General features: G+C 50.7%; 27 protein-coding genes. 16 read left to right on the top strand and 11 right to left on the bottom strand.

Features of this window, described 5'->3' with window-relative positions; genetic code table 11:
• Positions 1 to 34 precede the first annotated feature (34 nt).
• The 6 genes from AWQ21_RS03460 (at position 35) to rimK (ending at position 5,809) form a co-directional block, all read left to right on the top strand.
• Positions 35 to 2,245, top strand: coding sequence for an ATP-binding protein (locus tag AWQ21_RS03460; RefSeq protein ID WP_065713341.1), 2,211 nt, complete (start codon positions 35 to 37; stop codon positions 2,243 to 2,245).
• Between the two features lie 224 nt (positions 2,246 to 2,469).
• On the top strand, positions 2,470 to 2,997 hold the full coding sequence (locus tag AWQ21_RS03455; protein WP_065713340.1) for a hypothetical protein: 528 nt from the start codon (positions 2,470 to 2,472) through the stop codon (positions 2,995 to 2,997).
• An 80-nt stretch (positions 2,998 to 3,077) separates the two neighbouring features.
• On the top strand, positions 3,078 to 3,611 hold the full coding sequence (locus tag AWQ21_RS03450; protein ID WP_065713339.1) for a DUF4330 domain-containing protein: 534 nt from the start codon (positions 3,078 to 3,080) through the stop codon (positions 3,609 to 3,611).
• Between the two features lie 10 nt (positions 3,612 to 3,621).
• Complete coding sequence (locus AWQ21_RS03445; RefSeq protein ID WP_065713338.1) at positions 3,622 to 4,404, top strand: ABC transporter permease; 783 nt, start codon at positions 3,622 to 3,624, stop codon at positions 4,402 to 4,404.
• 44 nt (positions 4,405 to 4,448) lie between these two features.
• Positions 4,449 to 4,901: a RimK/LysX family protein gene (locus AWQ21_RS03440; RefSeq protein ID WP_065713337.1), complete on the top strand. Its 453-nt coding sequence runs from the start codon at positions 4,449 to 4,451 to the stop codon at positions 4,899 to 4,901.
• 2 nt (positions 4,902 to 4,903) lie between these two features.
• On the top strand, positions 4,904 to 5,809 hold the full coding sequence (gene rimK, locus AWQ21_RS03435; RefSeq protein ID WP_065713336.1) for a 30S ribosomal protein S6--L-glutamate ligase: 906 nt from the start codon (positions 4,904 to 4,906) through the stop codon (positions 5,807 to 5,809).
• Between the two features lie 23 nt (positions 5,810 to 5,832).
• On the opposite strand, the gene AWQ21_RS03430 is transcribed toward rimK, so the two are convergent.
• Positions 5,833 to 6,717: an alpha/beta hydrolase gene (locus tag AWQ21_RS03430; RefSeq protein WP_065713335.1), complete on the bottom strand. Its 885-nt coding sequence runs from the start codon at positions 6,715 to 6,717 to the stop codon at positions 5,833 to 5,835.
• 353 nt (positions 6,718 to 7,070) lie between these two features.
• Here AWQ21_RS03430 and AWQ21_RS03425 point away from each other — a divergent pair, with 353 nt between their 5' ends.
• Both AWQ21_RS03425 and AWQ21_RS03420 read left to right on the top strand, forming a co-directional pair.
• Positions 7,071 to 8,747, top strand: coding sequence for a DUF3352 domain-containing protein (locus AWQ21_RS03425; RefSeq protein ID WP_065713334.1), 1,677 nt, complete (start codon positions 7,071 to 7,073; stop codon positions 8,745 to 8,747).
• Between the two features lie 123 nt (positions 8,748 to 8,870).
• Positions 8,871 to 11,108 carry a serine/threonine-protein kinase gene (locus AWQ21_RS03420; protein ID WP_232315053.1) on the top strand — a complete coding sequence of 746 codons (2,238 nt, stop codon included), beginning with the start codon at positions 8,871 to 8,873 and terminating at the stop codon, positions 11,106 to 11,108.
• A 76-nt stretch (positions 11,109 to 11,184) separates the two neighbouring features.
• On the opposite strand, the gene psbH is transcribed toward AWQ21_RS03420, so the two are convergent.
• Positions 11,185 to 11,388 (bottom strand): photosystem II reaction center phosphoprotein PsbH, encoded by a 204-nt coding sequence (gene psbH, locus AWQ21_RS03415; protein ID WP_012306436.1) that lies wholly within the window; start codon positions 11,386 to 11,388, stop codon positions 11,185 to 11,187.
• 80 nt (positions 11,389 to 11,468) lie between these two features.
• On the opposite strand from psbH, the gene psbN reads away from it, so the two are divergent.
• Positions 11,469 to 11,600 (top strand): photosystem II reaction center protein PsbN, encoded by a 132-nt coding sequence (gene psbN, locus AWQ21_RS03410; RefSeq protein WP_012306437.1) that lies wholly within the window; start codon positions 11,469 to 11,471, stop codon positions 11,598 to 11,600.
• 216 nt (positions 11,601 to 11,816) lie between these two features.
• Here the strand turns inward: psbN and AWQ21_RS03405 are convergent, their stop codons facing one another.
• The 3 genes from AWQ21_RS03405 to AWQ21_RS16155 form a co-directional block, all read right to left on the bottom strand.
• Complete coding sequence (locus AWQ21_RS03405; RefSeq protein ID WP_232315051.1) at positions 11,817 to 12,593, bottom strand: TIGR01548 family HAD-type hydrolase; 777 nt, start codon at positions 12,591 to 12,593, stop codon at positions 11,817 to 11,819.
• Between the two features lie 196 nt (positions 12,594 to 12,789).
• On the bottom strand, positions 12,790 to 13,536 hold the full coding sequence (locus AWQ21_RS03400; RefSeq protein ID WP_065713333.1) for a phycobilisome rod-core linker polypeptide: 747 nt from the start codon (positions 13,534 to 13,536) through the stop codon (positions 12,790 to 12,792).
• 88 nt (positions 13,537 to 13,624) lie between these two features.
• Positions 13,625 to 13,786, bottom strand: a complete 162-nt coding sequence (locus AWQ21_RS16155; protein ID WP_157094691.1) for a hypothetical protein — start codon at positions 13,784 to 13,786, stop codon at positions 13,625 to 13,627.
• 151 nt (positions 13,787 to 13,937) lie between these two features.
• On the opposite strand from AWQ21_RS16155, the gene AWQ21_RS03395 reads away from it, so the two are divergent.
• The 3 genes from AWQ21_RS03395 to ndk all read left to right on the top strand — a co-directional run bounded on the left by AWQ21_RS03395 (position 13,938) and on the right by ndk (position 16,151).
• Positions 13,938 to 14,936, top strand: a complete 999-nt coding sequence (locus AWQ21_RS03395; protein WP_065713332.1) for a hypothetical protein — start codon at positions 13,938 to 13,940, stop codon at positions 14,934 to 14,936.
• A 57-nt stretch (positions 14,937 to 14,993) separates the two neighbouring features.
• Positions 14,994 to 15,602 (top strand): PspA/IM30 family protein, encoded by a 609-nt coding sequence (locus tag AWQ21_RS03390; RefSeq protein WP_065713331.1) that lies wholly within the window; start codon positions 14,994 to 14,996, stop codon positions 15,600 to 15,602.
• A gap of 99 nt (positions 15,603 to 15,701) precedes the next feature.
• Positions 15,702 to 16,151 carry a nucleoside-diphosphate kinase gene (gene ndk / locus AWQ21_RS03385; protein ID WP_065713330.1) on the top strand — a complete coding sequence of 150 codons (450 nt, stop codon included), beginning with the start codon at positions 15,702 to 15,704 and terminating at the stop codon, positions 16,149 to 16,151.
• Between the two features lie 82 nt (positions 16,152 to 16,233).
• Here the strand turns inward: ndk and AWQ21_RS03380 are convergent, their stop codons facing one another.
• Positions 16,234 to 16,806 (bottom strand): hypothetical protein, encoded by a 573-nt coding sequence (locus AWQ21_RS03380; RefSeq protein ID WP_065713329.1) that lies wholly within the window; start codon positions 16,804 to 16,806, stop codon positions 16,234 to 16,236.
• Positions 16,807 to 16,865: 59 nt separating this feature from the next.
• A complete protein-coding gene (gene dacB / locus AWQ21_RS03375) occupies positions 16,866 to 18,332 on the bottom strand; it encodes a D-alanyl-D-alanine carboxypeptidase/D-alanyl-D-alanine-endopeptidase (protein ID WP_065713328.1) in 1,467 nt (488 codons plus the stop codon).
• 110 nt (positions 18,333 to 18,442) lie between these two features.
• On the opposite strand from dacB, the gene AWQ21_RS03370 reads away from it, so the two are divergent.
• Positions 18,443 to 19,054 carry a class I SAM-dependent methyltransferase gene (locus AWQ21_RS03370; RefSeq protein WP_065713327.1) on the top strand — a complete coding sequence of 204 codons (612 nt, stop codon included), beginning with the start codon at positions 18,443 to 18,445 and terminating at the stop codon, positions 19,052 to 19,054.
• 95 nt (positions 19,055 to 19,149) lie between these two features.
• Positions 19,150 to 20,328 (top strand): 1-deoxy-D-xylulose-5-phosphate reductoisomerase, encoded by a 1,179-nt coding sequence (gene dxr / locus AWQ21_RS03365; RefSeq protein WP_065713326.1) that lies wholly within the window; start codon positions 19,150 to 19,152, stop codon positions 20,326 to 20,328.
• Between the two features lie 16 nt (positions 20,329 to 20,344).
• Here the strand turns inward: dxr and AWQ21_RS03360 are convergent, their stop codons facing one another.
• Genes AWQ21_RS03360 through AWQ21_RS03345 form a run of 4 tightly spaced genes read right to left on the bottom strand, consistent with a single transcriptional unit; the run spans position 20,345 to position 23,272 of the window.
• Positions 20,345 to 20,758: a putative toxin-antitoxin system toxin component, PIN family gene (locus AWQ21_RS03360; RefSeq protein WP_065713325.1), complete on the bottom strand. Its 414-nt coding sequence runs from the start codon at positions 20,756 to 20,758 to the stop codon at positions 20,345 to 20,347.
• Positions 20,751 to 20,969 (bottom strand): hypothetical protein, encoded by a 219-nt coding sequence (locus tag AWQ21_RS03355; RefSeq protein WP_065713324.1) that lies wholly within the window; start codon positions 20,967 to 20,969, stop codon positions 20,751 to 20,753. The genes AWQ21_RS03360 and AWQ21_RS03355 overlap by 8 nt, the downstream gene beginning before the upstream one ends.
• A gap of 41 nt (positions 20,970 to 21,010) precedes the next feature.
• Complete coding sequence (locus tag AWQ21_RS03350) at positions 21,011 to 22,792, bottom strand: ABC transporter ATP-binding protein (RefSeq protein ID WP_065713323.1); 1,782 nt, start codon at positions 22,790 to 22,792, stop codon at positions 21,011 to 21,013.
• A 48-nt stretch (positions 22,793 to 22,840) separates the two neighbouring features.
• Complete coding sequence (locus tag AWQ21_RS03345) at positions 22,841 to 23,272, bottom strand: FYDLN acid domain-containing protein (RefSeq protein ID WP_065713322.1); 432 nt, start codon at positions 23,270 to 23,272, stop codon at positions 22,841 to 22,843.
• 103 nt (positions 23,273 to 23,375) lie between these two features.
• On the opposite strand from AWQ21_RS03345, the gene hemE reads away from it, so the two are divergent.
• Both hemE and AWQ21_RS03335 read left to right on the top strand, forming a co-directional pair.
• A complete protein-coding gene (gene hemE, locus AWQ21_RS03340) occupies positions 23,376 to 24,428 on the top strand; it encodes a uroporphyrinogen decarboxylase (RefSeq protein ID WP_065713321.1) in 1,053 nt (350 codons plus the stop codon).
• Positions 24,429 to 24,590: 162 nt separating this feature from the next.
• The gene (locus AWQ21_RS03335) at positions 24,591 to 25,523 is read left to right on the top strand and encodes an isoaspartyl peptidase/L-asparaginase (RefSeq protein ID WP_065713320.1); all 933 of its coding nucleotides are present in this window, start codon (positions 24,591 to 24,593) and stop codon (positions 25,521 to 25,523) included.
• Positions 25,524 to 25,538: the final 15 nt, after the last annotated feature.

Below are 25,538 nucleotides of genomic sequence, written 5' to 3'. Positions count from 1 at the left end.
AATTATCTCCTGCCCTGAGGTTGGCGATTTTGTCATGATTCTAGTTGGTGAACACCAAGCCCATTTCCTTGAATTTTTCCTGGAGACCCTCCGGGAGATTGCCGCAGTTCAGGTTGCCCCCAGCGCTGCCCATCTGTCGGCATTGGCGATCGCCAACCATCCAGAACTAATCATTGTGAACCTCGATTTTGTGTCCCGTCCGGAGCGTAAACTATTTGCCCAGCTCAAAAGTGATCTGCGGAGCTGTGATATCCCCCTGATTATTGCCACCACTGATATCCACGCCCAAACCCGCGCCGAAGCCTTCTCCTTTGGGGCCGATGATGTGTTGCTTTTGCCCTGTACCAACACCGAATTACAAAAACGGGTTCAACAGCAACTTAACCACAAACACCTCCAAGCCCTGTGGTTAAACCAGACCGAGCAACTGCAACGGACGATTAACCGCCAAAGGATTCTCAGCGTTATCATCAATCGAATTCGCCGGACCCTCAACCTCAACGAAATTTTTCAGAGCACCACCCAAGAAATTCACGATGCCCTGAACTGTGACCGGGTGGTGATCTATCGGTTTAACCCCGACTGGAGTGGTCGCTTTGTGGCTGAGGCGATGTCTCCCCAATGGCGATCGCTGATGAATGATGCCAGTACACAGCAGCGTGAACTGCTGAAATATTCCGCCGTGCGTGATGATCGCTGTATCGTTAAAGTTTTTGAGAGTGATCTACCAGGCTGGGTAGAAGATACCTATCTCCAGGAAACCCAGGGGGGGATTTATCGCCAAGGCAAAACCTATCGGGCAGTTCATGATATTTACAAAGCCGGATTTCCCCCCTGTTACATCGAGCTCCTCGAAAATTTCCAAGCCAAAGCCTATGTCACCCTCCCGATTTTTTTAGGCGATCGCCTCTGGGGGCTCCTCGGCATTTACCAAAACAACGCCCCCCGCACTTGGCTCACTGAAGAGATCGAAATGCTGCGGCAGATCGCCACCCAACTGGGCATTGCCCTCCAACAGGCCCAACTCCTCGAAACTTTACAGGTGGCCAAAGAAGAGGCAGAAACGGCGAACCAAACAAAAAGCCAATTTTTGGCCAATATGAGCCATGAACTCCGCACGCCCCTCAGTGCCATTTTGGGGTTTACGGAGCTCCTCACGGGGGATACCAACCTTACTTGTGATCAGCTCGAATCCCTCGATATCATCACCCAGAGCGCCCAGCACCTGCTGAACCTCATCAACGATATTCTCTCCCTCTCAAAAATGGAAGCCGGGGAAACCAGCGTCGTTCGAGAAGCCTTTAATCTCGTTGAAGCCCTCAATTTTATCTACGATCTTGTTGTCCTGGCAGCGAAACAAGAACAATTAGAGTTGATCTTTGAGTGCGATGCCAATGTACCAGAGGTGATTTATCTCGATGAGAAAAAGCTCAAACAAGTCTTAATTAATCTCCTGAGCAATGCGATTAAATTTACTGAGGTGGGTCGCGTGACCCTCAAAATTACCCATGATGCGAACCAACAGAGTCTACGCTTTGCGGTGATTGATACGGGGCCTGGCATCCCAGAACATGAGCAGGACAAATTATTTCAAGTGTTCCAGCAAACCAACACAGGCATACGTTCGCGCCAAGGTACGGGCCTGGGCCTCGCCATTAGTCAGCAGTTAGTCCAGCTCATGGGGGGCGAGATCCAGGTTACAACAGCAGAAAACCAGGGCAGTTGCTTTTGGTTTGATCTGCCCCTCGCCTCGCCAGCAAAAGATCAAGCGGCGATTTCAATTCAGTCTTTCGTGGAGCACACGGGACGACCCCCGAAAATTTTGCTCCTTAAAGATCAAGTTGAGCAGCGGGAGTTACTCTGTCAGCGACTCGCCAGGGCCGGCATCGCAACCCAGGCGATCGCCATGGACGCAATCTCAAATCACCAATGGCAACAATGGACACCAGACCTAATTTTGGTTGACCTGAAATTGGCCTCCATCGATGGTGCTGAGATCTTGAGCGATATCCAACGACACCTCCAAACAGTCCCTCTCAGCAAAGACCCGAAACTCATTGTGATTACCGCCGATATCTTTCAAAATCAACAAAATGAACATTCGCGGTTAGCTTGTGATGACATTATTTACCACCCAGTCTCTTTGGAGGAACTTCTGGGTAAACTTGCCTATCATTTAGAGCAATATAGAGAAATCTTGCATCCCGTTGACGCCCACCCAAAATCACCAACTCCCCCATCCTAAATTTGGTTCGCTATGCTGAAGTTATCAACGATTAACGTGTTCCCATCCCCTTGGCCTAAGAGCTGATTTAGAAAGCTCCCCGGCCCCCAGCCTGGGGGGATTTTTCGGTCAATCAATGGGATCAAAGTCCCCCATTTCAGGAGATTTAGGGGGCAAATCAAGAAATTCATTTACTTTATACATGGCCTCTAGAGGCTACTAATTTTTAAATTTTTTTCCCGCCGATGGCTTCTACTTCTCCGAAAAACCAACCGCCTCGCCTGATCACCTTTAAACAGCTCATTAAAACCCACCATGGCAGAGCTTATTTTTTGGGTGGTAGTTGCTTGGCGATGTTAACCCTCAGTACTGTGGGCCTCGCGACCCTGGTTAATCCGCGGGTACCGATTCCGGTGGTAGATGGTCTCTTGGGGCAATTGCCAGCCCAGACAGCCGCACGGGTTTTGCAGGAGACTGAATCCTCGGCATCCCAAACGGTGAGTGGTGCGGGCGCCCCCTCGGCAACAACAACGCCACCCCCTGCCGAGACTAATACTAATGCCCAGACGAATGCCCCTAGGGGAGAACCATCCACGTTACCCCTCTGGATTTATGGTGTGATTGTGCTTGGTTCTCTGGTGGGGCCTTCCTTGTTCACCTATGGCCTCTATCGGCTTTATCAACAGTCCCGGCGACGGCCTCAGATACCCCGCCAACCAGCCCAGGAAGTTGGGCGATCGCCGCTGCCGATGTCCCCACCCCAAGACAGTTAAAGGCGAATTTTTCGGGGGACGGCGGCCCCCTCCCCTATAATGTGGAGGGTTGAAAACTTTTAGTGTAGTTCCACAAACATATGGCTCTGTTGGATTCGAAAGGGCGACTCTTTGGCAAAGTAAGCATTCTTGATCTGGGGGCGCTCCTGATTATTCTTGGTTTGATTTTTGGGATCTTTTTCCTCCCCGGAAAATCAGGTTCAGTGGCCCAGATTGGCACCGCCACCGAAAAAGTCGAAGTGGAGCTCCTGGTACGGGGTCTGAGTGTGAAGTCTCCAGAGGCCTTTGTGACAGAATTTCAAGCTTCTGAAACCACATCTATTGTTATCCGCAATCAGCCCTTTGCGAATGTCGGGATCAAGTCCATTGAGCTTTTGCCCCGGACAACCCCTGTGCCCCAGCCGGACGGCTCCGTGTTGCCTTTAAATGATCCCCGCCCTGAGGTGCAGAATATTGGGGATTTTCGGGTTGTGTTAACGAGTGACGCCCAGAAAACAGATAATGGCTATGTTTTTGGCAATAATAAGGTCAAAATCGGCCATACCCTACGCCTTGAGGGGTTTAATTACGATTTCAATGGCAGCGTAATTGATATCCGGGCAGTGGAAAAATAGGCTCGACTTCATGGGCAAGTATTGGCGCATTTTAGGGCTGTTTTGGAGTACGGCGATCGCCGCTGAATTGGAGTACCGTTTAAATTTTTTAATTGCGGCCCTCAGTAGTGTGGGCAATTTGGCGGGCAGTCTGTTTAGCCTCTTTTTGTTTTACCGAACGGGGTATCAATTTTCCGGTTGGACTTGGCAGGAAGCAATGTTGGTGGTAGGTATGTTTACTCTCCTACAGGGAGTGGCTAATACTTTTTTTTCGCCGAATCTCAACCGGATCGTCCAACAGGTACAGGAAGGCACCCTCGATTTTGTGCTGCTCAAGCCCATCAGTAGTCAATTTTGGCTTTCGGCGCGGATGATTTCCCCCTGGGGCTTGCCCGACTTGGTTTTAGGACTCGGAATCTTGATCTACATCGGGCTGCGGTTGGGTTTGTCGCCGCTGAATTATCTGTTGAGCCTGGTGCCCATTGGGTTTGGGATGTTGATCCTTTATAGCCTCTGGTTTATGTTGGGGGCAACGAGCATCTGGTTTGTGAAAATTTATAATGTCACCGAGGTGCTCAGGGGCTTTCTTGAGGCGGGGCGTTACCCGATTGTGGCCTATCCGGGGGTCTTTCGTTTTTTCTTCACCTTCATTGTCCCCATTGTTTTTTTAACGACAATTCCTGCCGAAACCATGTTGGGGCGATCGCCTTTGGGCTGGATTGCCGGTGCCGGTGGTTTAGGTCTGCTGCTGCTGTTATTGTCTAATGTGGTGTGGCGATTTGCTCTACGGTTTTATACCAGTGCTTCCAGCTAAAGCCTTAGCAAGAATTTAAACTTTGTGTCCTAAACTGCCGTTGTATGAAAAAAAAACCCATCCTATCTACCATTGGTTGGCGAGAATGCGTGGCGTTACCAGATTTTGACATCCCTGTGATCCGCGCCAAAATTGATACCGGTGCTGGCTCCTCCTCGATCCATGCCACCCGCATTCACTATTTTCACCAAGGCGATCGCGAGATGGTTCGTTTCCAAATCCACCCCCACCAGCACAATATCCATGACACTGTCACCATAGAAGCCCCATTGGTCGAACACCGCAGCATCAAAAGCTCCAATGGCCAAAAGCAACTGCGGCCTGTTATCGAAACCCATGTTCAACTAGGCGAACACCGTTGGCTCATTGAACTCAACCTCACCAATCGCTCCTTGATGGGTTATCGGATGCTCCTCGGGCGCCAGGCCCTGCGCAAACGATTCCTCGTTGATGTGAGCAAATCTTTTCTCCAAAGCCAACCGGATCATCCCCACTAACCATGAAAATTGCCATTCTCTCCCAAGATCCCAAACTCTATTCCACCCGTCGTCTCCGGGAAGCCGCCGAAAATCGCCACCACGATGTCCAGGTGATTAATTTCATGCGCTGTTACATGAATATCACCTCCCATAAACCCTTTGTTATTTACCAGGGGCAGCGGTTAGAAAATTTTGATGCCATTATTCCCCGCATTGGGGCCTCGGCCACCTTTTACGGTACGGCGGTGGTGCGCCAGTTTGAGGTGATGGGCGGGTTTAGTGCCAATACATCCCAGGCGATTTCGCGGTCCCGCGATAAACTGCGATCGCTGCAAATTTTAGCCCGCAAAGGCATTGGTCTACCAGTCACAGGCTTTGCCCATGCGACCCAGGACATCGATGGACTGATCGAAACCGTAGGCGGTGCCCCTGTGGTGATTAAGCTCCTAGAAGGCACCCAGGGTATCGGTGTGGTGCTCGCGGAAACCCATCAAGCTGCAAAATCTGTGATTGAAGCCTTTCGGGGTTTAGACGCGAATATTTTGGTGCAAGAATACATCGCCGAAGCCAAGGGCACAGATATCCGCTGTTTTGTGGTGGGCGAGAAAGTCGTGGCGGCGATCAAACGGCAAGGAGCTGAAGGGGAATTTCGGTCTAATTTGCACCGGGGTGGGAAAGCGGACAAAGTACGACTGACCCCCGAAGAACGCAGTACCGCTGTCCGGGCCGCGAAAGCCATGGGATTGCGGGTCGCCGGGGTGGATTTGTTGCGTTCAAACCATGGGCCTCTGGTGATGGAAATTAATTCTTCGCCTGGATTAGAGGGCATCGAAAAAACCACCGGGGTCGATGTGGCCGGAAAAATTATTGAATATCTCGAAAAGAATGCTGCTCCTGGGAAAACGACGGATCGCATTCAGTATTAGAGATCAGGTTATGGCCCACAAGTCTAGAAAAAAAGCTGCAAAATTGTCTCCAGGCGATCGCCCCAAGAGAGTTCATCGTGGCGGCCAAGGGGATCTTCAAGGGTAAAAAGATTGACATTTTCTTGGTACTGGAACGCTCTGATTAAAAGTTCTCGCATTTCCTGCCCCCGTAGTCTCGCCCGCACCTCCCTGTGGTTGGCATCGGCCATCAAGCCCCAGTCTAGGTAAATTTTGGGGCGCAGTTCGGGGTTACTCAACGCCGCAGTTGCGGCAAAAACCAGCGCTGAATTTTCGAGGGATAGTTTAAAGGCCCCCTCTAAACCATTGGTTAATATTGGGTTTGCCTCCAGCCCCAGCCAAAAAGAGGGAGACAGGGCGGCCACCTGGGGAAATTGACAGGGATGTTGGGTCGCAGTATAAAAAGCCGCTAAGCCACCGTGGCCAGCACCGACAATGAGGGTTTGATCAGCTTGGGTGCGGTACTGCGCATCGATAAAGGGTTTCAGTCCTTTGGCAAGGTAACGGCTGTAATCCCCTAGGCCACCCCCTTGATCCGGGACATGGGAATATTCATAGTGGCGATCGCCAGGGCAAACGGCCACGACAATCAGCTTTTGCAATTGTTCCCGTAGATACATGCGACTCAAGCGTTCTGCCACCTGCCAACATTGACCCAAATCACCATCGGCAAAAAAGATCTTATCGCCATCGTTGCAGTACACCACGGGCAGGCGATAGCCTGTTACTTCGTAATCTCGTGGTAAAAAGACATGGATTTTGCGGGGTTGATCAAAATACGCCCCAAAACCCTTGAGGTGCAACTGATCGTAGGTATGGAAAAAACCGCCCCAATGGCCCTGGTCATGGAACCAAGCCCGTTGTCCGCCTTTGTAAAATTCTTCTGCCATAGGTATTTTGTTTAACGTCACACATCGGGGCGATCGCCTTTTGCTTCTGAAGATATCCTATTTGCATTGTTGCCAAGTTGTCATTGGAAGTTATTTTTGTGCGTATTCGAGAGAGAAACTGTGACCATTGCCAAGCTATTGCGGCGGTTCGTTACCGGATTCGATATGATGCGAGTGAACAGTGGAGATTAGTTTGTCCGGATTGTCGACGCAAGTTAGCAGAGAATAATCCTTACTATTGCTACGGTGGCACTTGGAAAGCGAAAAAACGGAAATAGACCTTTTCGCGGTCGGGAATTTTCGATCCTCCCAGCACAATGGGATAATGAATGCCGTGCGTTTCTAGGCAGCCCATGAAATCTCGTTCCTTTTTTGTGTATCTCGGTCTTCTGGTGGTGCTCCTGCTCTCGGTGGGGCTAGGCAGTTGGTTCGCTATTTTTAAACAAAGCCCCTTGCCTTGGTTACAGGGTGGCGTGGCGCGGAATCCGGCAGCGGCGTTATTCGTCCCCCGGCAAGCGCCATTGATGCTCTCCCTGGTGGTGAATCCTGAGAAATTAGCGGCCCTAGGTCTGGTGCAAACCCCTTGGGGTAAACGGCGGGCAACACTCACGGAATTGCAACAGGTGAAAACAAGTTTGCTCAGTGCGACAGGACTAGATTACGGTAAGCAGATTGAACCGTGGCTGGGGGACGAGCTGAGTTTGGCGGTGACTACCTTGGATGTAGATCGTGATCCGAGTAATGGGGTGCAGCCGGGCTATTTATTGGTCGTAGAAGCACGGGATGAGGCTTTGGCGAAGGAATTTTTACAGCTTTCCTACACGGATCAGGCGATCGCCCCGGAAGCGGGTTTAACGTTTGATCAATACAAAGGGGTAAATCTAGTCATTCCCCAGGCGGGTAGTCACCGATTTGCCAGTGCGATTGTCGGTAATTATGTGCTGTTTGCCAACGAGGCGAAGGTGTTGCGCAGTGCGATTAATACGGTGCAAGTGCCGGATTTGAATTTGAGCCACGACCCCCAATATACAGCAGCCCTAGAAACCATTGACCGGAAACATATTGGCGTGATGGTGGCGAATTTACCGGCTCTCAGTGCTTGGATTGCCAATGATCCGACCCCAGAAGAACCGACCCTCGAACAACGCTTGGCGATCGCCGTCGGTTTACATCCAGAGGGATTGGTGGCAGAAACGGCTTTGATTGGAGACACGGAACCGACCCTCATGCCAGGGGCCACCACGGCACCGACCCATGTCCTCAACTACATTCCCCAGGAGGCGATGTTTGCCGTCGCCGGACGGGATTTAAACGCTCTCTGGGGGGAAGCGACTACAGGGTTAAATCCGAAAAGCCCCTTGTCCCAGATTTTGCAGCAGGCAGTAGCCGCGATCCAAGATCCCCTCGGCATTGACCTCCCTGAAGATATTTTTGCGTGGATTTCTGGGGAATATGCCCTGGCCCTCGTCCCCGATGCCGAACGCAATGATGTGGAATGGCTCTTTGTGGCGGAGCGAAAACCGGAGGTTAACCTTGATCCCGTCATTGAACATTTTGATAGTTTGGCCCAGGAAAAAGGCTTAAGCGTCGGGCGTTTACCCTTAGGCGATCGCCATGTTACTGCCTGGACAGCCATTGATACCCAAGACCAAGATGAACTGGTACAACTTAATGCCGATGTCCGGGGAGCGCACCTCAGCGTTGAAGATTACGAACTTTTTGCCACTTCCGTAAAAACCCTCAGCCGGGCGATCCAAGCCAATACCGGGCGATCGCTCCTAAAAAACAAAGATTTCCAGACCAGCATTGCCCAACTGCCCCCCGAAAACAGCGGCTATCTGTTTGCCGATTGGCGTCAGGGTTCCCAACTGTTCAAAACCCAAGTACCGATCCTGCGGGTGGTCGATTATGTGGCCAAACCCTTCTTTAACCATCTCCGCGCCTTTACCCTCACCAGTGCCGGCAGTACCCAGGATATTCGGCGATCGACCCTATTCTTTAACCTCTCCCCCAATCGTTTACAAAATTGAGACGGCCCCCGATTTGTGGAAGTCCCGACTACCATGGAACAAGGTGATCTTTTTGAAAATTTTGGCCCCTGCTAACCATTGCCCCTGCGATTTTAATCTGTTGCTTTTATTTCCCCGCTGCCGATGACTGCTTCCCTATTGGCCCCCGGACAAACCCTGCGCGGACGTTATCATATTCTTCGGTCTCTGGCCCAGGGGGGATTCGGGGCGACTTTTTTGGCAGAAGACCATGACCGCCCGAAACGACCCATCTGTGTGGTGAAGCTCCTCAAGCCCCAAACCGCTGACCCAGAAACCTTAGCAACGGCCCGGCGTTTATTTGAGACCGAAGCAAAAATCCTCGATGAATTGGGTCAACACCCGCAAATCCCCCAGCTATTGGCTTATTTTGAGGAAGGCCAAGAGTTTTATCTGGTTGAAGAATATATCGAAGGGCAAAGTCTCTGGGAAGAATTACAGCAGCTTTCTCCCTGTCCCCCAGAAGCGGCGATCGCCCTTGTGCAAGAAATCCTGGAATTGTTGGTTTTTGTCCACGGCCACCAGGTAATTCACCGGGATCTCAACCCCAGTAATCTGATTCGCCGCCAATCGGATCAAAAACTTTGCCTCATTGATTTTGGTGCGGTTAAACAGGTCACCCACCAATTTGCCAGTACCTCCGGTCGGCCCACCATTGCCATCGGCACCCAAGGCTATATGCCCCTGGAGCAAATTCAGGGCTATCCCCGTTACAGTAGCGACCTCTACGCGGTGGGGATGATTGCGATTACGGCCCTGACTGGCACCACCCCCGACAAAATTCCCCTCGATGCCCAAACCGGGGAAGTGCAGTGGCAGGATCAAGTAGAAATCCCAGAAGCAGTTAGGCACTTTCTCGCCAAGATGGTGCACCATAATTGGCGCGATCGCTTTGGGACGGCCACAGAAGCCCAACAGGCCTTAAACCCATTGGCAGCACAGGAAAAACAGCAACCGAAAACGAGTACCCGTGTTTTGCCAGTAGCAAGCAGTATTCAGCAGATCAAACAAACGGCGATCGCCCCCCTCAACTACCTCTCAACGGTCGTTTCCCAGCAATACCAGCGTTTGAGCGTCAATCACCAGGCGATCAAGGCCGCCCTTCTGGGCGTGGGACTCGCGGCCTTGGTGGGGACGGGCCTCGGCGTTCACGCGGGGTGGCGGTGGTGGTCAGAGCGCCAAGCCCTGATGGCCCAATATGAACAGGCCCAACTGGCCCAATCCCAAAATCAACTGGAGCAGGCCCTCGCCCAATACCAAGAAATTTTACAGATCGTCCCAGACCATGAAGGGGCACTCTTGGGAAAGGCCCAAGTCCTCCAAGCCCTTGAACAATTTGATGGGGCTGTAGAAACCTATGATCAGCTACTGGAGGTTAACCCCCAACGTTGGGAAGCCTGGTGGGGCAAAGGCAAAATCGCCAGCGATCGCCAACAGGATGACCAAGCCCTAACCTTTCTCGACCGCGCCATCCAGGAAGATTCCCGGCAAGCGGTGGTTTGGGAGACAAAGGCCCGAATTCATCTCCGTCGCGAAGAAACCGACGCCGCCCTCAATAGTCTTGATGCGTTTCTCAGATTGGATTCCCAGCAGGTTTGGGCCTGGTTTGAGAAGGGCTGGATTCACCACAATCGCGCCGAATATAACGAGGCGATCGCCGCCTACCAACAGGCCCTCAAGCTTGACGACCAGAACGCCGATATTTGGTACCAACAGGGCAACAGCTATAGCAAACTGCAACGGTACCGGGAGGCGAAAAATGCCTATGTCCGGGTGGTAGAACTAGAGCCAGACCGCGCCCCCGCCTGGTATAGCCTTGGCATGGCCCAGGAAAATCTCCGCAATTACCTCGAAGCCCAGGATGCCTTTGCCAACGTCACTCGCTTCGAACCAAACAATGACCGTGCCTGGTACCACCTCGCCTGGAACGCAGAACAAAATGGCGATCGCCCCACCGCCATCGACGCCTACCAACGCACCGTTGCCCTAAACAGCGATGACCGTCCCAGTTGGCGCAGTCTAGGAAATTTACTCTACGATTCTGAAAATTATGATGAGGCGATCGCCGCCTACGAAAATACCCTCCGCCTAGACGATGCCGATGGAGATATTTGGGCACGTTTGGGGAATGCCTACAAAGCCACAGGCCAATACCAAGCTGCCATTAACGCCTATGACGAAGCACTCCAGTATAAACCCAATGACCCAGATATTTTAGGCGATCGCCAAGATGCCCAAGAGCGTCTCCAGTGGGAACAGGCCCAGGACAATGTCAAAGAAAGGGCCGATAGCCTGACAGAATTCCTCCGGGATACCCTGCGGGAAATTGTGCCCTGGTTGTAATTGCTACCCACAAAAAATCCGGGTAGACCCGGACTTAAGCAGAAAAATGGCTTCAGAAATAATGATTGGCAAATCCTTAGAAACCAAGGGCAGTCCAATCCACTTCAAAACCTTCGAGAATCAGAGAAGAGTTGTAAATCTGGAGAATAATAAGCAGGAATACTAAAAACAACGCCATGAAGACGCCCATGAGCGGTGTGGTGCCCCAACCGGGAGCGACTTTACCGTATTCAGAATTCAAAGGCTTGAGAATATCTCCCAACCGAGTACGCTGTGCCATAGGATTCGTGTATCGTAAAGGATTTTTGTAATGTTCCGTAATATTATAGAGGAAGAGTCATCATAAACTGAGATACACCTATGGATTCTGCAACAGTTCTTAGCATCGGCATTGCGGTGGTTGTGATCGCCGTAACAGGGTTTTCGATTTACACAGCCTTTGGGCCTCCTTCGGTAGAACTTGAGGATCCCTTTGAAGATCATGAAGATTAAACCTGGGGCCATTTTTTAATGTCTAGCTCCATGGCTCCTATTTCTGGGTTGTTTGTTTCCCCAGTTTCGATGTCATCATAAAATCCTTTTGAGATGTCTTTTTAGTACAGTCACAACTCAACGGACTGCAATTATCTTTCTTAAAATTACTGAATCAAGCAGCCTCCGGGCTGTTTTTTTTGGGGGATTGCTTAAAAATCTTGAGTTTAAAGAGCGTCAAAATAGTTGCAATAAGACTTCCGGTAATAGCTCTTGTATCCCTGGGAGCACAATATTGGCCCCGACATCCTGCAGGTTAGAGGCGTACATATACTCCTTATCGTCACCAGTTTGGGCATGGGGCGGGATTACCCCAATGGCGCGCCATTGTCGTTGGGGCTGCTGGCTGATGGCATTGGTGATGGTGCGCATATCGGCAGCAGTGTCTCCCACATAGGCGACGGGGGTATGGGCAGATGTTGCTTCGAGTTGGGCGATCGCCGCAAGTAAACCCTTGGGATCTGGTTTTTCAGGGGCATCTTCCATGGCAATAAGAACAGGATTTTCTAAGCCCAAACGCCCTTTGAGCACGTGTTCAGCAGAACCCCGCATTGCGCCACTAAAAAAGCCCCAGGCAATATCAGCGGCAGTGAGGGCCTCAAAATAGGCTTTGGTGACGAGCAGCGGTTCATCGTTGATATAGCCATCAAAATTACGACCCCGGTATTTGCGCTGAAAAAAAGCCACTAACTCTTTAAAATCAACGGGGATTGTCTCATCCCAACGGCGAACCAGTTCCTGGGAGGCTTTCCAATCGTTATTCCAAATGGCTTCGGCCTTGAGGCTATCGATTTCACCATTGGTGGGGCGATATTCCCCCTGGGTGTAATGTTCGACGGTATCGGCGATCGCCCGCCGATAGGACTGACTCACATCCCGAATCACCCCGTCAATATCAAAAATCGCAATCCCCTTCACCATGGTCACCACCTCTGTTTCAGAACCTATCACCATACTTCTCTTGTTTGCTATTTTCCCAAGTCTTGGGCCGAAAACACAGCCAGATGTTTTCCTAACCCCATAACAAAATTACCGTCCCTTAATATCAATCCAAACAACATGAAATTGCTCAAACTAAGATTTAAAGACGGTAATTCAATTTTTTAGAACAAAACAATAACACCCCATGGGGTGCTAAAAGCTGTCCGTCTTAGTTACGGTAAGGCACTGCGGCAAGGCTGATGTCTGCGGTAGAAACCCGAACGTTGACCTTGGGAATTTGGGCAGAACGTGCCATGTTGAGGAAGAGGGCCGGATCGCCAGCTTGGGGCACCCGATCGGGAGTCCGGAAACGGCGCACAGCATTTTGCCAAACCACTTGGGGGAAACCGATTTGGGAGCGGTAGTAAGCATCGTAACGGGGAGACTTGATGTTAAAGGGAGTCTCACCTTGCTCACGGCTAGCGAGGCTACGACGGCGCTGGTAGGGCACCGTGTCATAGCCGAAGTTTTCCATATACTCATCAGTGTTGAGGAGTTGGTCAACAAAGGCCGCTAGACCCTTGGTACAAATCACGATTGACCAGGCAATTTTTTCCTGTTCGCTGAAGGGATCGCGACCGAGTACCCGCTGGATACACTGCTCAACAAAGCGATAATTACTGTTTTTGTTATAGAAGCTATCGATAAAGGTCTCAGATAGCAACAGACCCCGAATGAAGTCACGGACAGTAATTTGACCGTTGCGCAACTGGGATTCGAGTAGCTGCTGGCGATCGCACTTAAAAGCGTGGAAGAAAATTTGACGATAAGCAGCGTTGATGAGAACGTCAAAGTCAGAATCGCTAATGACGTTATCGGTTGTAAAAACAAAAGGCTGCTCGTCGCCACCGACGGTATACCCTTCTACCCGAGTGTTTTGGCTCGAGGGGGCGTATTGTAATAAAGGAATTGTCAAATCAGACCTCCGTTATATCAGAAGACTTTAAAAAATAAAATTTCTTACTGATTAGCATAAGGGAGTCAGGGGCTATCCCTCGGAAAGATTAAAAAATATTACAGAAGTTAACGTTTGTTTCTCTCGCCCTAGGGCCGCAGTAGCTTGCTTTTTCGCCAAAGCTTGGTGAGGTAAGGATCGATTCTGGGGCGATCGCCAGGGCGATTTCCTTAAGATAAACGGCAAAAAGATCCGGCCCCAAAAGGTCCATTTAGAACAATTGACGGCGGCCGAAAAAAATGCAGTATTTTAGAGAAAGTTTAGTCTCCCAACCCCTTAGTTTGACGGTGGGGTGACTGTAGAAGCGATCGCCTTTCCCCGTCCCATTGATTGTTCTCCGTTTAGAGTGCAGGAGTTTTCGGATGAATCAAGCCCCCCCTAACGCTACAAATGCTAGCTTTCAGGCTGCTTTAGATAACTTAGATTTGGATCTAGATCGAGAACTGCAACGTTACCGACAACAACGGCCACCGTCCGAGCGATTCACACCGCCCCCGAGTCCAGAACCGCCCCTCGATGGGGGCTCTGCGGCGCTTGACCAGGGTGAAGAAGGATTAGTGTCTCAACAACACATCCAGGCTTCTGAAACAGACACCACCGAGACCATCACCTCTGTTTCTGGCCCCCTTTCCCCCTGGGAACAACCCACGCCCCCCCCGGAAGATTACCTGCAATCCTCAGAGGAGTTGCTCAAAAGTTTAGATTTAGATGCCAACTCTCAACCTGTTCCCCCACCTACCCCACGTTGGAAACTGGGTCTGGCATTTTTGGGAGCGGCAATTTTAGGGGGAGGACTGGTGGCCTTGGCGATCGCCGTCCCCGATTTATTTGCCCCAGCTCCGGAAACAGCCGCAGAATCTCCCGCTCCCCAAACCACGGCGACAAATCCAGAGACCACTGCACCGGCGACCTCAAGCACCGTTAATCTAGCTTCCCAAGAATTTATTGAATTACGCCTAGACAATCTCAGTATCATTGATCCCAGCGTGCCCACGGACCCAGAAACTACCGACGCGGATGCCACGGCTTCTACCAGTGCCACAACGCCTCCCCCAACTCCAGATCAAGCGACAGCAACCCCCCTGATGCCGGTGCCAGGTTTTCCGGGGACTCCCTTGGCAACCCCCGACGGCTTGAAGTTGGGGTACTACTATGTGATTTTCCGAAATACGAGTCCCACCGCCCTTGAGCGTGCTAAAGCAGTGGTTGATGGTGCTTTTGTGCGGCAGTTCCCTGTGGGTCAAGCCATTCAGATGGCAGAAGTCGATTCGGAAGCCAAGGCTAATGATCTGATGCGTCAGTTTAAGGCCCAGAAAATTGCGGCGGAGGTTTATTACCATCAACTGTCACCGGCCTCCTAGGCTAGCCTGGGTTAGATTAAAGGTTAGAACGCGATAATAAGCGGGACACTGGGCACGATGAATTTTTTCCGGCGCACCTTGGATGGAATTCGACAATGGTGGCAACCCGCCGCCGATCCAGAGCAGATCCTGGAGCAGACCCTCTGGGACATGGAAAAAAAGATGATTCAAATGCGGCGGGCCGTAGCCCAGGCGGTGGCGAGCAGCAAACGGGGAGAACGGCACCGAAAAACCATGGCTGAAACAGCACAGCGATGGCAGCAATGGACGCGCTTGGCCCTAGACTGTGGCGATGAAACCTTAGCAAAAGCGGCGATCGCCCGGCGACAAACCTATGGGGCAATGCTGGCTAAATTAGATGCCCAACGGGAAGAACAACAAGCATTTATTTTGGGGGTGCGCCACGATCTTGAAGCCCTAGAAGACAAAATCAACCACATTAAACTGCAAAAAGATTGGTATGTGACGCGGTTACGGACGGCGATCGCCCAGCAACAGCTACAAACCCTCCAGCAAGAATTAATGGGGGGAAGCTTGGATGCGGCGATCGCCGATTTAGAATTGTCCCTGTGGCAAGTGGAAGCAGAAACCGATCTCCTCGATCCCCTCGAAGCGCAATTCCGTCAGTTAGAAAAAAGTCAGCGGCGTAACCCAAATAATTCTTAGAAAAATAAAGGCGATCGCCCCCCTGATTTTAGGCGTAACGAAGGGTAAAACTTATGTTACGCTGGCCTGTGGTTTTGTATATGTCCAAAGGAGAATTCTGTGGAACGCACATTTGTAATGGTTAAACCGGACGGTGTTCAGCGCGGTTTGGTCGGCGATGTTATCCGTCGTTTTGAAGCAAAAGGCTTTAAGCTTGTCGGTCTAAAATTGGTTTCTGTTTCCCGCGAATTAGCAGAGCAGCACTACGGCGTTCACAGAGAAAGACCGTTCTTCGGTAGCCTCGTGGAATTCATTATTTCTGCCCCCGTCGTTGCCATGGTTTGGGAAGGGAAAGGGGCGATCGCCGCTGCCCGGAAAATCATTGGTGCCACCAACCCCCTCGAAGCAGAACCCGGCACGATCCGGGGTGATTTTGGTGTAGACATTGGCCGTAACTTGATCCACGGTTCCGATGGCTCCGACACCGCTGCCAGTGAAATTGCCCTCTGGTTCTCCGAATCTGAATTGGCTAACTGGGAACCCGCTACCAAAGCTTGGCTCTACGAATAAGCCCAGTCTGTTTAGTTCTCAGTAAATTTTAAAAACCTAATTTCTCCAAAACCTCGTTAAACCTTAACGGGGTTTTTTGTGGTTATTCCTCCTCGTCCCAGAGCCGTTCTAATTGGTGCTGCCAAGCTAATAAAGCCCGTTGTTGTTCCCTGGGTTCTTGGTCAAGGCCACCCATAATCCCTTCTTGGTAAAACCGGGTAATCGTCTGCATCGTCTTCTCGATACTTTGCCCTTGGGACTTGGCGGCGCGGATAATTTCTCGCACTTTATCTTCGGCCAGTTGATTAAAAAAGGGACTGAGATTTTGTTGATGCAAAGTCACCATTTCCGTTAATACCTGCTGAAAAATGGTAGTGTCAAGTTGTTCTAGGGGATATTTAAATACGCCCCAGAGTAAACCCTGGTTGAGAGCATAGCGGACAAGTTTATTTTCATTAAAGTTACTTTCGAGCAACTGGCCATAATAGGGTTCTGCGTCGTCCTGGGAAGCGACAGGCACAAAGATCCGCAGCATTTGACCATCACTAGACAGGCTCACCAGCAGATGAAACCGGGCTTGGGATTTGTGTACTTTCCAAGTTTTGTTGTCCGTGTGATCAATTTTGGCGTCGGGAAAAAATTCGGTGAGGGTAGCGGAGATGGCATCTGGGGTCATTGTTGCAACTTGAATCGGAAAAATTGAATATTTGTTTTGTACTCGATCGGCATCGAAAATTATGGCTGGGCCGTGGAACAGGAGTGCCAATCATGGACGGCGACAACGACATCATCAATGGCTTGACGGGTAATTCGGGCCGATTGGCCGGTTTGGTTCGCCAAAATACTGACCAATAAGGTGCTGTCATCGGGCAAATCGAGGTAGCCAGAGAGGGCAGAAACGTGGGTCATGGTGCCTGTTTTCCCGAAGAATTGGTTTTCCACAGGGGTATCTTGAAAACGGTTTCTCAGGGTGCCTGTGCGGCCGGCGATCGCCAAGGATTCTCGATAGATTTCGCTCTGGGGATGGGTCAACATACCGTCCAAGGTTTGAATCAAGGCCATGGGGGTAACGAGGTTATGGCGAGAAAGACCAGAGCCATCCCGCAATCGGTAGGTTGCCGGGTCTACGCCGATGGATGCCAGGATTGTTTCCGGGTCTTGGTCAGCGGCAGTGAGGGTTTTTAGGAGACTTTCGGCAAAGAGATTATTACTGTCTTGGTTGGTGGTTTTGATGATCTCGGCCAGGGGGTCAGAGGCGATCGCCGTGAGTGGCTCAATTTTGTAGAGGAGGCTTTCTTTGTTGAGGGGATCCGGGAGTAGAGACTGGATGTCGGTGTCGATAACCCGGCCTCCTTTGAAAGTAATGTTTTGACTGCGGAGGATGGTTTGTACCGTTTCGAGGGCATAGCGACCAGGATTTGGAATGGACAAAAACCATTGCCTTGGTGGTGCATCGGGAGCCAATTCTCCCCTAATGGTTAGGATATTCGTCCCGTAGGTTTGGCGAGGTTCTGGGGGAATAGTTGCGCCTTCTGGGGCTGTGAAAAGTTGGTGATCCAGTTGCCATTGGCGGGCGGCGATCGCATTAGACCAAGTGACACGGGCACGACTGCCTACGGCTCCGGGCGTCACAGTGGCAGTAACCACATTTTCGTTGAGAATGAGACGATTCACAGCCGTTGCGTAATACCAAGGCAAATCAGACCATTCCCAGGTGGGATGGGGCGTTTGGGATGGCGGACTATCAATAATCACGACTTCTCCCACATCCGTAATCCCTTGTTTTTTGAGCGCTTCTAGGGCCGTGCGGAGCTTTGCGGTGGTTAGGGTCGGATCGCCTTGGCCTTCAATGACTAGGTAACGAACTTCTCCGTGGATATGCCTGACGAGAGAAATGGGGGTCTGAAATTGATAGTCCGCGCCAAAGTTGGCTAGGGCAGCGGCAGTGGTCAGCAGTTTCAAAGAAGAAGCTGGAACGAAAAATTGCTTGCTGTTGTGTTCGTAAATCGTTTGGTCAGTATTGGGGTCTTGGACTGCGATTCCCCATTGGGCAGCTTGTTGTTCTGGTTGGCTCAGGATATTGGCGATCGCCCCGGATAGATTACAGGTATTTTGGGCAAAGGCTGGGGGCACTATTGTTACCGCCAACAAACTACTGAAGGTCAGGATTCGACTGATCCGTTGAGTGTGCTGTTTCCCCATTTTTCTCCTTGTCCACAGTCAGGGCGCATTTGTCCTACTATACTGCCGTTTTTGGTGGGCTTCGGTACACTGCGAAAAGGATCTCTGTGGTTTTCTTGGGTTAAATCTCCATGAGCGAACAATTTTTTCAACGGAAGCAGACATTTTTCGACCGCTGGGCAAGGAATTACGACATTTTATTGACAACGCCCTTTTATCAGGCTGTCCATAAGCAGCTTCTGACCTATGCGGATTTTCTTGAGGATGGCCATGTGCTCGACCTGGGTTGTGGGACGGGCAAATTATTTAAACGGCTCGGCAAGCTGTATCCAGAATTAACGGGGGTGGGGTTGGATCTCTCTCCAGAAATGTTAGCCCAGGCCCAACGGAAGAATATCCATGGCGATCGCCTTTCTTTTGTCCAGGGGAATGCTGAGGCGCAACCTTTTCCGGAAAATACTTTTGATGCGGCGTTTAATACGATTAGTTTTTTGCATTATCTCCACCCCGAAACGGTTTTAGGGGAAGTGCAACGGGTACTCAAGCCGGGCGGTAAATTTTATCTGGCAGATTACGGCAAGGGAGAATTGTGCCAAGGGGATGGTTTTCCCTTTTCGCCGGGGGGGCTGCGATTTTATTCCCGAGCTGAACGCACAGCGATGGGGGAGCGGGTCGGCCTCGAAACTGTCGCCCACCACTATTTGATGTTCGGCATTTTGTTGACGATTTTCCAAAAAAGCTAGGCAATCCCAAAGGCGATCGCCTATTTTGCGCCCCAGACAACGCCCCGATTATGAGATGATTGTCTGCAACAAACGGGTTCACGCAAACAAGTATCATGACCAACGCTAAAGCCATCTCTATCCTTGGTTCCACCGGATCAATTGGGACGCAAACCCTCGACATTGTGCGATCGCACCCCGATAAATTCCGCGTTGTGGGGATGGCTGCTGGGCGCAACATTCAACTATTGGCCGAACAGGTGCGGGAGTTCCACCCAGAAATTGTCGCCACCAGTAAAGAAAGCCTTTTACCCGAATTAAAATCCCTTCTCAAAGATTTAAATCACCAACCCCAAATCATTGCTGGCAAAGAGGCGATCGCCGAGGTGGCCCGTTACGGTGATGCCGAAAGTGTCGTCACAGGAATTGTGGGTTGTGCCGGACTGTTACCGACCATTGCGGCGATCGAAGCCGGAAAAGATATTGCCCTGGCGAATAAAGAAACCCTGATTGCCGGGGGGCCAGTGGTTCTACCCTTGATCGAAAAATATGGTGTGAAACTGCTGCCCGCTGACTCCGAACATTCTGCAATTTTTCAATGTCTCCAGGGTGTGCCTGAAGGAGGGTTAAAGCGAATTATTCTCACAGCCTCCGGGGGCGCTTTCCGGGATCTGCCCGTGGAAAAATTAGCCACCGTTACCGTTAAAGATGCCTTGAAACATCCCAACTGGTCCATGGGGCAAAAAATTACCATCGATTCTGCCACCCTGATGAATAAGGGTCTAGAAGTGATCGAAGCCCATTATCTCTTTGGTCAAGATTACGACGATATCGACATTGTGGTACATCCCCAGAGCATCATCCACTCCCTAATTGAGCTGCAAGATACGTCTGTTTTGGCTCAATTGGGTTGGCCTGATATGCGCTTGCCCCTGCTCTATGCCCTCTCCTACCCCGAACGCATCTACACCGATTGGGAGCAATTTGATCTTGTGAAGGCAGGCGATCTCACCTTCCGGGAGCCGGATCACCATAAATATCCCTGCATGAATTTGGCCTATGCAGCGGGCCGGGCCGGGGGATCCATGCCAGCGGTTTTGAATGCAGCTAATGAGCAAGCTGTGGCCCTGTTCCTAGAAGAAAAAATTGAATTCCTCGACATTCCTCGTTTGATCGAAAAGGTTTGCGATCGCCACCAAAACGACAACAATACAAGCCCGACCCTAGACGATATTTTGCAGGCGGATCAATGGGCCAGACAAGAAGTCTTAAATCTACAACCTCAATTAGCTTAGGGCCAAATAAAACGCCTTAGTTAACAGTTTGGAGAAAGTCTTGGACAGCGAGAATGGCAGTGTCTCGAAAAGGATGGAGAGCGAGTAAATCTTGATCGCCTGTGATGAGAAAATCGGCCTTACCATTGACAATGAGTTCAAGAAATTTGTCATCTTTGGGATCACGGCAGACTGAAACTTTTTCAATGATCGGAACAATTTCAGCTTCCAAAATAAAGCTAGTCAAAAAATCGTCTCTGATTTCTCGGGTCAGATAACGGTCGAATTTTTTCCGATTAAGGACATTGCTTAATTCCGATAAAACATCTAGAGAGGTCAGGATAAGACCCTGCTGTTGAGTAACAGTTACGACCTCCATACAGTTGGAACTCGAAAATACCAAGGCACTAATAAGCACATTTGTGTCAATAGCAACGCGGTATTTATTCATCTGCTAGAATCGCCTCTAGAATTTCTGGAGTCATGCCTTGGGATATGGCTTGTTGACTAGCGGTTTTCATCACGTCTAGCAGCGGTTTGGGAGCAATAGCTTTGGCCAAAACAATATTAAGTAATGCTTGGATCTGTTGTTGCCGTTGCGGTTCAATTTGTTGGTAGGCCTGGGCAAGGCTTGATTCGACTTGGATTGTGATTGTTTCCATTGCATTTAACCTGAAGAAATGACAGTCAAAAAACAGGATGACTATAGGGTCTCGGATGCGGTCAGTTTTGAGCCGGTTTGGACTTGCCAGAGGCTGTAGTATAAACCCTGCTGATCGAGGAGTTGCTCATGGGTTCCCTGTTCAACAATTTTGCCTTGATCCATCACATAAATGCAGTCGGAGTGGCGGATCGTGGAGAGGCGATGGGCGATCGCAATGGTGGTGCGGTGCTGGGTGATTTTTTCGAGGGATTTGGCGATCGCCGCTTCGGTTTCGTTATCGACAGCAGAGGTGGCCTCATCCAAAATCAAAATGGGCGGATCTTTTAAAATGGCGCGGGCGATCGCCAACCGTTGCCGTTGACCACCGGAGAGTTTTTGCCCCCGTTCCCCGACAATGGTGTCGTACTGTTGGGGCAAAGTTTCGATGAAATCATGGGCTTCCGCAAGTTTTGCCGCCTGGATAATTTCCAGGAGAGTTGCATCGGGGTTCCCGTAGGCAATATTTTCCGCCACGGTGCCATGGAAGAGGAACACATCCTGACTCACGAGGCCAATGGCTCGCCGCAGATCCTTGAGGTAAATGTCGCGGATATCGAGGCCGTCGACGGTAATTTGGCCCTGGTTAATTTCATAGAAGCGCAGCAGCAGCTTAACGATGGTACTTTTCCCGGAACCTGTCGCCCCTACAATGGCAATGGTTTGACCCGCAGGAATGTGGAGCGAAAAATCCTGCAAAACTGGCGCCCGCTCAAAGTAGGCAAAGGAAATATTGTCGAGTTTGATCTCCCCTTTGACCGTGTGGGTGGGCAGAGCCACATCCCCCGAACGAATTTGCACTTCTGTATCGAGGAGATTAAAGACCCGGTTGCTCGAAGCCATCGCCCGTTGATAGAGATCCATTGTTTGGCCCAGGCGGGTCAGGGGCCACAACAACCGCTGGGTCATAAATACCAAAACACTGTAGGTGCCCACCGCTAAAGCGCCCTGTTCGACCTGCAACCCACCAAAAAAGAGAATCGCCGTAAACCCAGCCAGAATCGCGATCCGAATCAGAGGAATAAAGGCTGCACTCAGGGCGATCGCCCGTTCATTACTATTGAGATAAGCCTGGCTATCGAACCGGAGTCGTTCGAGTTCGTACTGCTCCGTCGTGAAACTTTTAATGGTCGTGATGCCGCTTAAATTATTAGACAGTCGTGCCCCTAGCATTCCCACCTTTTCCCGAACATCCGCATAGCGAGGTGCGAGTTTCTTCTGGAAACTGATAGAACCCCAAACGATAATTGGAATCGGGGCCATCGCCATCCAGGCCACCGAGGGCGTAGAGTAAAAAAATAGTCCCCCAATTAAAATCACCGTGGTGATCACCTGGAGAATTTCATTGGCCCCCACATCCAGGAAGCGTTCTAATTGGTTTACATCATCGTTGAGCAGAGCTAAGAGATCCCCTGTACTGCGTTCTTCAAAGTAACCCAACTCCAGTTCTTGTAGATGGCCATAGCCATCGAGGCGGAGATTGTGTTGCATCTTCTGGGCGAGGTTCCGCCAGAGTCGCTCATAGAGGTACTGAAAAATCGATTCAGCACTCCAGATCACAAAAGAGAGCAGCGCAATCACCACCAACTGACCCACAATGCTGGTGACACCAAAGCGGGCGACAAAGGAATTATCCCGCTGAACCACTGTATCCACTGCGATCCCAATTAAGACCGGTGGGGCGAGGTCAAAAAGTTTATTGATAATCGAACAGGCGATCGCCAAATTGATCTGTTTGCGGTAGCGACTACCATAGCGGAATAAACGGGTTAGGGGGTGGGACATATTCAAAGAAAATCAAGCCAATACCCAACAGATCATAACCTGTCCTGCTTAATCTTCACCGGGCTCTAGCACTTGCACATCCACCGTTTTGGCGTCGGTGTTATCCGTTCCTTGGGACCCGTCCACTTCTACGGCGGCCACCTCCACCGTGCCCTCCGGGGTCTGGCGCTGGAATTTCTTCTCTGTAATTTGCACCACTTCACCGCAACTAGGGCAGCGGGCCATGGAATTGTTTAAACCTGTAAATTCATAGCCACAGACCGGACAATCTGCCTCTACCAAATTGCGCTTGAGCCACCACTGGAAGCCCACCACCCCCAAGGCGATCGCCACCGGGATCAAGAGAATGAGAATAATAAACTCATTGACAACCCAGCCGAGGCCCACTGAAGTCAGCAACGCCGCGATCAGAATGAAGGTCAAAAAACAACCTAAGCCCGAAGAAGAGAATTGAATATTACGAGAGAAAGGATCGTTCACAATATTTCTTAATAATTGTTAACTGCTTACGATAGTGCCTCAAGTTTATTTCACAAACCGAGATGATAAGCTTACAAATGCACAAAAATTATTTTAATAAATCATGTCGGAAAGCAATAATACACCTCTTTTATTGAGGGCTGCACGGGGGGAGAAAGTTGAGCGGACACCGGTTTGGATGATGCGTCAAGCCGGACGTTACATGAAAATTTATCGCGACCTGCGGGAGAAGTACCCGAGCTTCCGGGAACGTTCTGAAAACCCCGATCTCGCCATCGAAATTTCGCTCCAACCTTGGCATGCATTCCAGCCTGACGGTGTAATTATGTTTTCGGATATTCTCACTCCCTTACCGGGGATGGGCATTCCCTTCGACATCATCGAAAGCAAAGGGCCGATCATCGAAAATCCGATCCGCACCCAGGCCCAGGTCGATGCCATGACCCCCTTTGATCCGGCAGAATCCTTGCCCTTTATCAAAACAATCCTCGCCACCCTCCGCCAAGAAGTGGGCAATGCTTCGACGGTACTAGGTTTTGTTGGTGCTCCCTGGACTTTGGCTGCCTATGCCATCGAGGGTAAAAGCTCGAAGAACTACGCGATCATCAAAAATATGGCCTTCTCTGAGCCGGCTGTGTTGCACAGTTTCCTTGGGAAAATTGCCGATGCGATCGCCGATTACGTTTGCTACCAGATCGAATGTGGTGCCCAGGTGATCCAGATGTTCGACTCTTGGGCGGGTCAACTCAGTCCCCAAGATTACGATATGTTTGCCCTGCCCTACCAAAAGCGGGTGGTGGATAAAGTCAAAGCCAAATACCCAGACTTCCCCCTGATTCTCTACATCAGTGGCAGTGCCGGTGTCCTGGAGCGCATGGGTAAATCCGGTGTAGATATCGTCAGCGTCGATTGGACGGTGGATATGGCCGATGCCCGCCAGCGCCTTGGTAAAGACATGAAGGTCCAAGGCAATATTGATCCTGGCGTGCTGTTTGGTTCCCAGGATTTCATCAAAGCCCGAATCATTGACACCGTGCGTAAAGCCGGCAATTGGGGACATATTCTTAACCTCGGCCATGGTGTGCTCGTTGGCACCCCTGAAGATAATGTCCGCTTCTTCTTTGAAACCTGTAAGAACGTCCAGAGTTTCCTCTAGGTTTTAGAGCCATTACTTCATTCAGAAAAAGCGTTTTAGGAGAGTCAAATCCTAGGGCGCTTTTTTTGGGGAATTGGGGTGATACCGTAGGCAGGGCCGACATTTCTCGATAGAATTTCCTAGCGTTTGCTTTTAGTTAAAAATTTTGGGGAAACAAGAGGGATGACAGTGCAACCAAAACTCATTATTCACGGTGGAGCCGGCAGTTCCCTCAAGGGCAAAGGGGGCTTAATCGCCGTACGGGAGTCGCTCCATCGGATTGTGCGAGAGGTTTATGACTTTCTAAAGCAGGGCGGTAGTGCGGTAGATGCGGTCATCCTGGGGGCAAAACTCTTGGAAGATGAACCACGGTTTAATGCGGGTACGGGGTCGGTGCTTCAGTCCGATGGCCAAATTCGCATGAGTGCTTCCCTCATGGACGGTACAGCTCAACGGTTTAGCGGCGTGATCAATGTGGGCCGCATTAAAAATCCCATCGAAGTAGCCCAGGCGTTGCAAACGGAAGATGACCGGGTGCTGTCCGATGTCGGTGCGGCGGAGATGGTAAGAGTATTGCAGTTACCGATCCATGACCCCCTCACCGATTTACGCCTCGAAGAATGGCTCGAAGAACGTAAGGGCAATTTCCGTAGCAGTATGGCTGGGGTGGTCGCGGAGGATGAGATGGCGCGGCGCGGCACCATTGGTGTGGTGGCCCTGGATCAAAATGGTCAGGTTGCAGCGGCTACATCTACGGGAGGAAAAGGTTTAGAACGCATTGGTCGGGTGAGTGATTCGGCGATGCCTGCGGGCAATTATGCGACCCAGGTGGCTGGGGTCAGTTGCACTGGCATTGGGGAAGACATTATTGATGAATGCCTCGCTGCAAAGGTGGTCATTCGGGTTACGGACGGTTTGAGTTTGTCGGCTGCCATGGAAAAATCGATCCAGGAAGCAACGCTAAATAAACGAGATCTAGGGGCGATCGCCTTGGATGCTGAGGGCAATATTGTCTGGGGAAAAACCAGCGAAGTGCTCTTGGCGGCCTACCATGACGGTACTGCTGTGGCAGATACCCTGGAATGGCAACTAGAACCAGGGGTCGGTTGTCTCTAGGGAAGGGGAGCCGTT

This window comes from Picosynechococcus sp. PCC 7003, assembly GCF_001693255.1.
Lineage (GTDB): Bacteria > Cyanobacteriota > Cyanobacteriia > Cyanobacteriales > MRBY01 > MRBY01.
Note: the sequence above shows the minus strand (reverse complement) of the source record. Positions and strands in the feature narration are given on the sequence as shown.

Bases quoted from the DNA above. Each gene is read 5' to 3' on its own strand.
- AWQ21_RS03390 (WP_065713331.1), top strand. From the start codon at position 14,994: ATGAATTTTTTCCGGCGCACCTTGGATGGAATTCGACAATGGTGGCAA.
- AWQ21_RS03440 (WP_065713337.1), top strand. From the start codon at position 4,449: ATGAAAAAAAAACCCATCCTATCTACCATTGGTTGGCGAGAATGCGTG.
- rimK (WP_065713336.1), top strand. From the start codon at position 4,904: ATGAAAATTGCCATTCTCTCCCAAGATCCCAAACTCTATTCCACCCGT.
- AWQ21_RS03450 (WP_065713339.1), top strand. From the start codon at position 3,078: ATGGCTCTGTTGGATTCGAAAGGGCGACTCTTTGGCAAAGTAAGCATT.
- AWQ21_RS03445 (WP_065713338.1), top strand. From the start codon at position 3,622: ATGGGCAAGTATTGGCGCATTTTAGGGCTGTTTTGGAGTACGGCGATC.
- AWQ21_RS03335 (WP_065713320.1), top strand. From the start codon at position 24,591: ATGACAGTGCAACCAAAACTCATTATTCACGGTGGAGCCGGCAGTTCC.
- AWQ21_RS03405 (WP_232315051.1), bottom strand. From the start codon at position 12,593: ATGGTGATAGGTTCTGAAACAGAGGTGGTGACCATGGTGAAGGGGATT.
- AWQ21_RS03395 (WP_065713332.1), top strand. From the start codon at position 13,938: ATGAATCAAGCCCCCCCTAACGCTACAAATGCTAGCTTTCAGGCTGCT.
- AWQ21_RS03425 (WP_065713334.1), top strand. From the start codon at position 7,071: ATGAAATCTCGTTCCTTTTTTGTGTATCTCGGTCTTCTGGTGGTGCTC.
- dacB (WP_065713328.1), bottom strand. From the start codon at position 18,332: ATGGGGAAACAGCACACTCAACGGATCAGTCGAATCCTGACCTTCAGT.
- hemE (WP_065713321.1), top strand. From the start codon at position 23,376: ATGTCGGAAAGCAATAATACACCTCTTTTATTGAGGGCTGCACGGGGG.
- AWQ21_RS03370 (WP_065713327.1), top strand. From the start codon at position 18,443: ATGAGCGAACAATTTTTTCAACGGAAGCAGACATTTTTCGACCGCTGG.
- AWQ21_RS03355 (WP_065713324.1), bottom strand. From the start codon at position 20,969: ATGGAAACAATCACAATCCAAGTCGAATCAAGCCTTGCCCAGGCCTAC.
- AWQ21_RS03420 (WP_232315053.1), top strand. From the start codon at position 8,871: ATGACTGCTTCCCTATTGGCCCCCGGACAAACCCTGCGCGGACGTTAT.
- dxr (WP_065713326.1), top strand. From the start codon at position 19,150: ATGACCAACGCTAAAGCCATCTCTATCCTTGGTTCCACCGGATCAATT.
- AWQ21_RS03380 (WP_065713329.1), bottom strand. From the start codon at position 16,806: ATGACCCCAGATGCCATCTCCGCTACCCTCACCGAATTTTTTCCCGAC.
- psbH (WP_012306436.1), bottom strand. From the start codon at position 11,388: ATGGCACAGCGTACTCGGTTGGGAGATATTCTCAAGCCTTTGAATTCT.
- AWQ21_RS03455 (WP_065713340.1), top strand. From the start codon at position 2,470: ATGGCTTCTACTTCTCCGAAAAACCAACCGCCTCGCCTGATCACCTTT.
- AWQ21_RS03430 (WP_065713335.1), bottom strand. From the start codon at position 6,717: ATGGCAGAAGAATTTTACAAAGGCGGACAACGGGCTTGGTTCCATGAC.
- psbN (WP_012306437.1), top strand. From the start codon at position 11,469: ATGGATTCTGCAACAGTTCTTAGCATCGGCATTGCGGTGGTTGTGATC.
- AWQ21_RS03350 (WP_065713323.1), bottom strand. From the start codon at position 22,792: ATGTCCCACCCCCTAACCCGTTTATTCCGCTATGGTAGTCGCTACCGC.
- AWQ21_RS03360 (WP_065713325.1), bottom strand. From the start codon at position 20,758: ATGAATAAATACCGCGTTGCTATTGACACAAATGTGCTTATTAGTGCC.
- AWQ21_RS03460 (WP_065713341.1), top strand. From the start codon at position 35: ATGATTCTAGTTGGTGAACACCAAGCCCATTTCCTTGAATTTTTCCTG.
- AWQ21_RS16155 (WP_157094691.1), bottom strand. From the start codon at position 13,786: ATGGACCTTTTGGGGCCGGATCTTTTTGCCGTTTATCTTAAGGAAATC.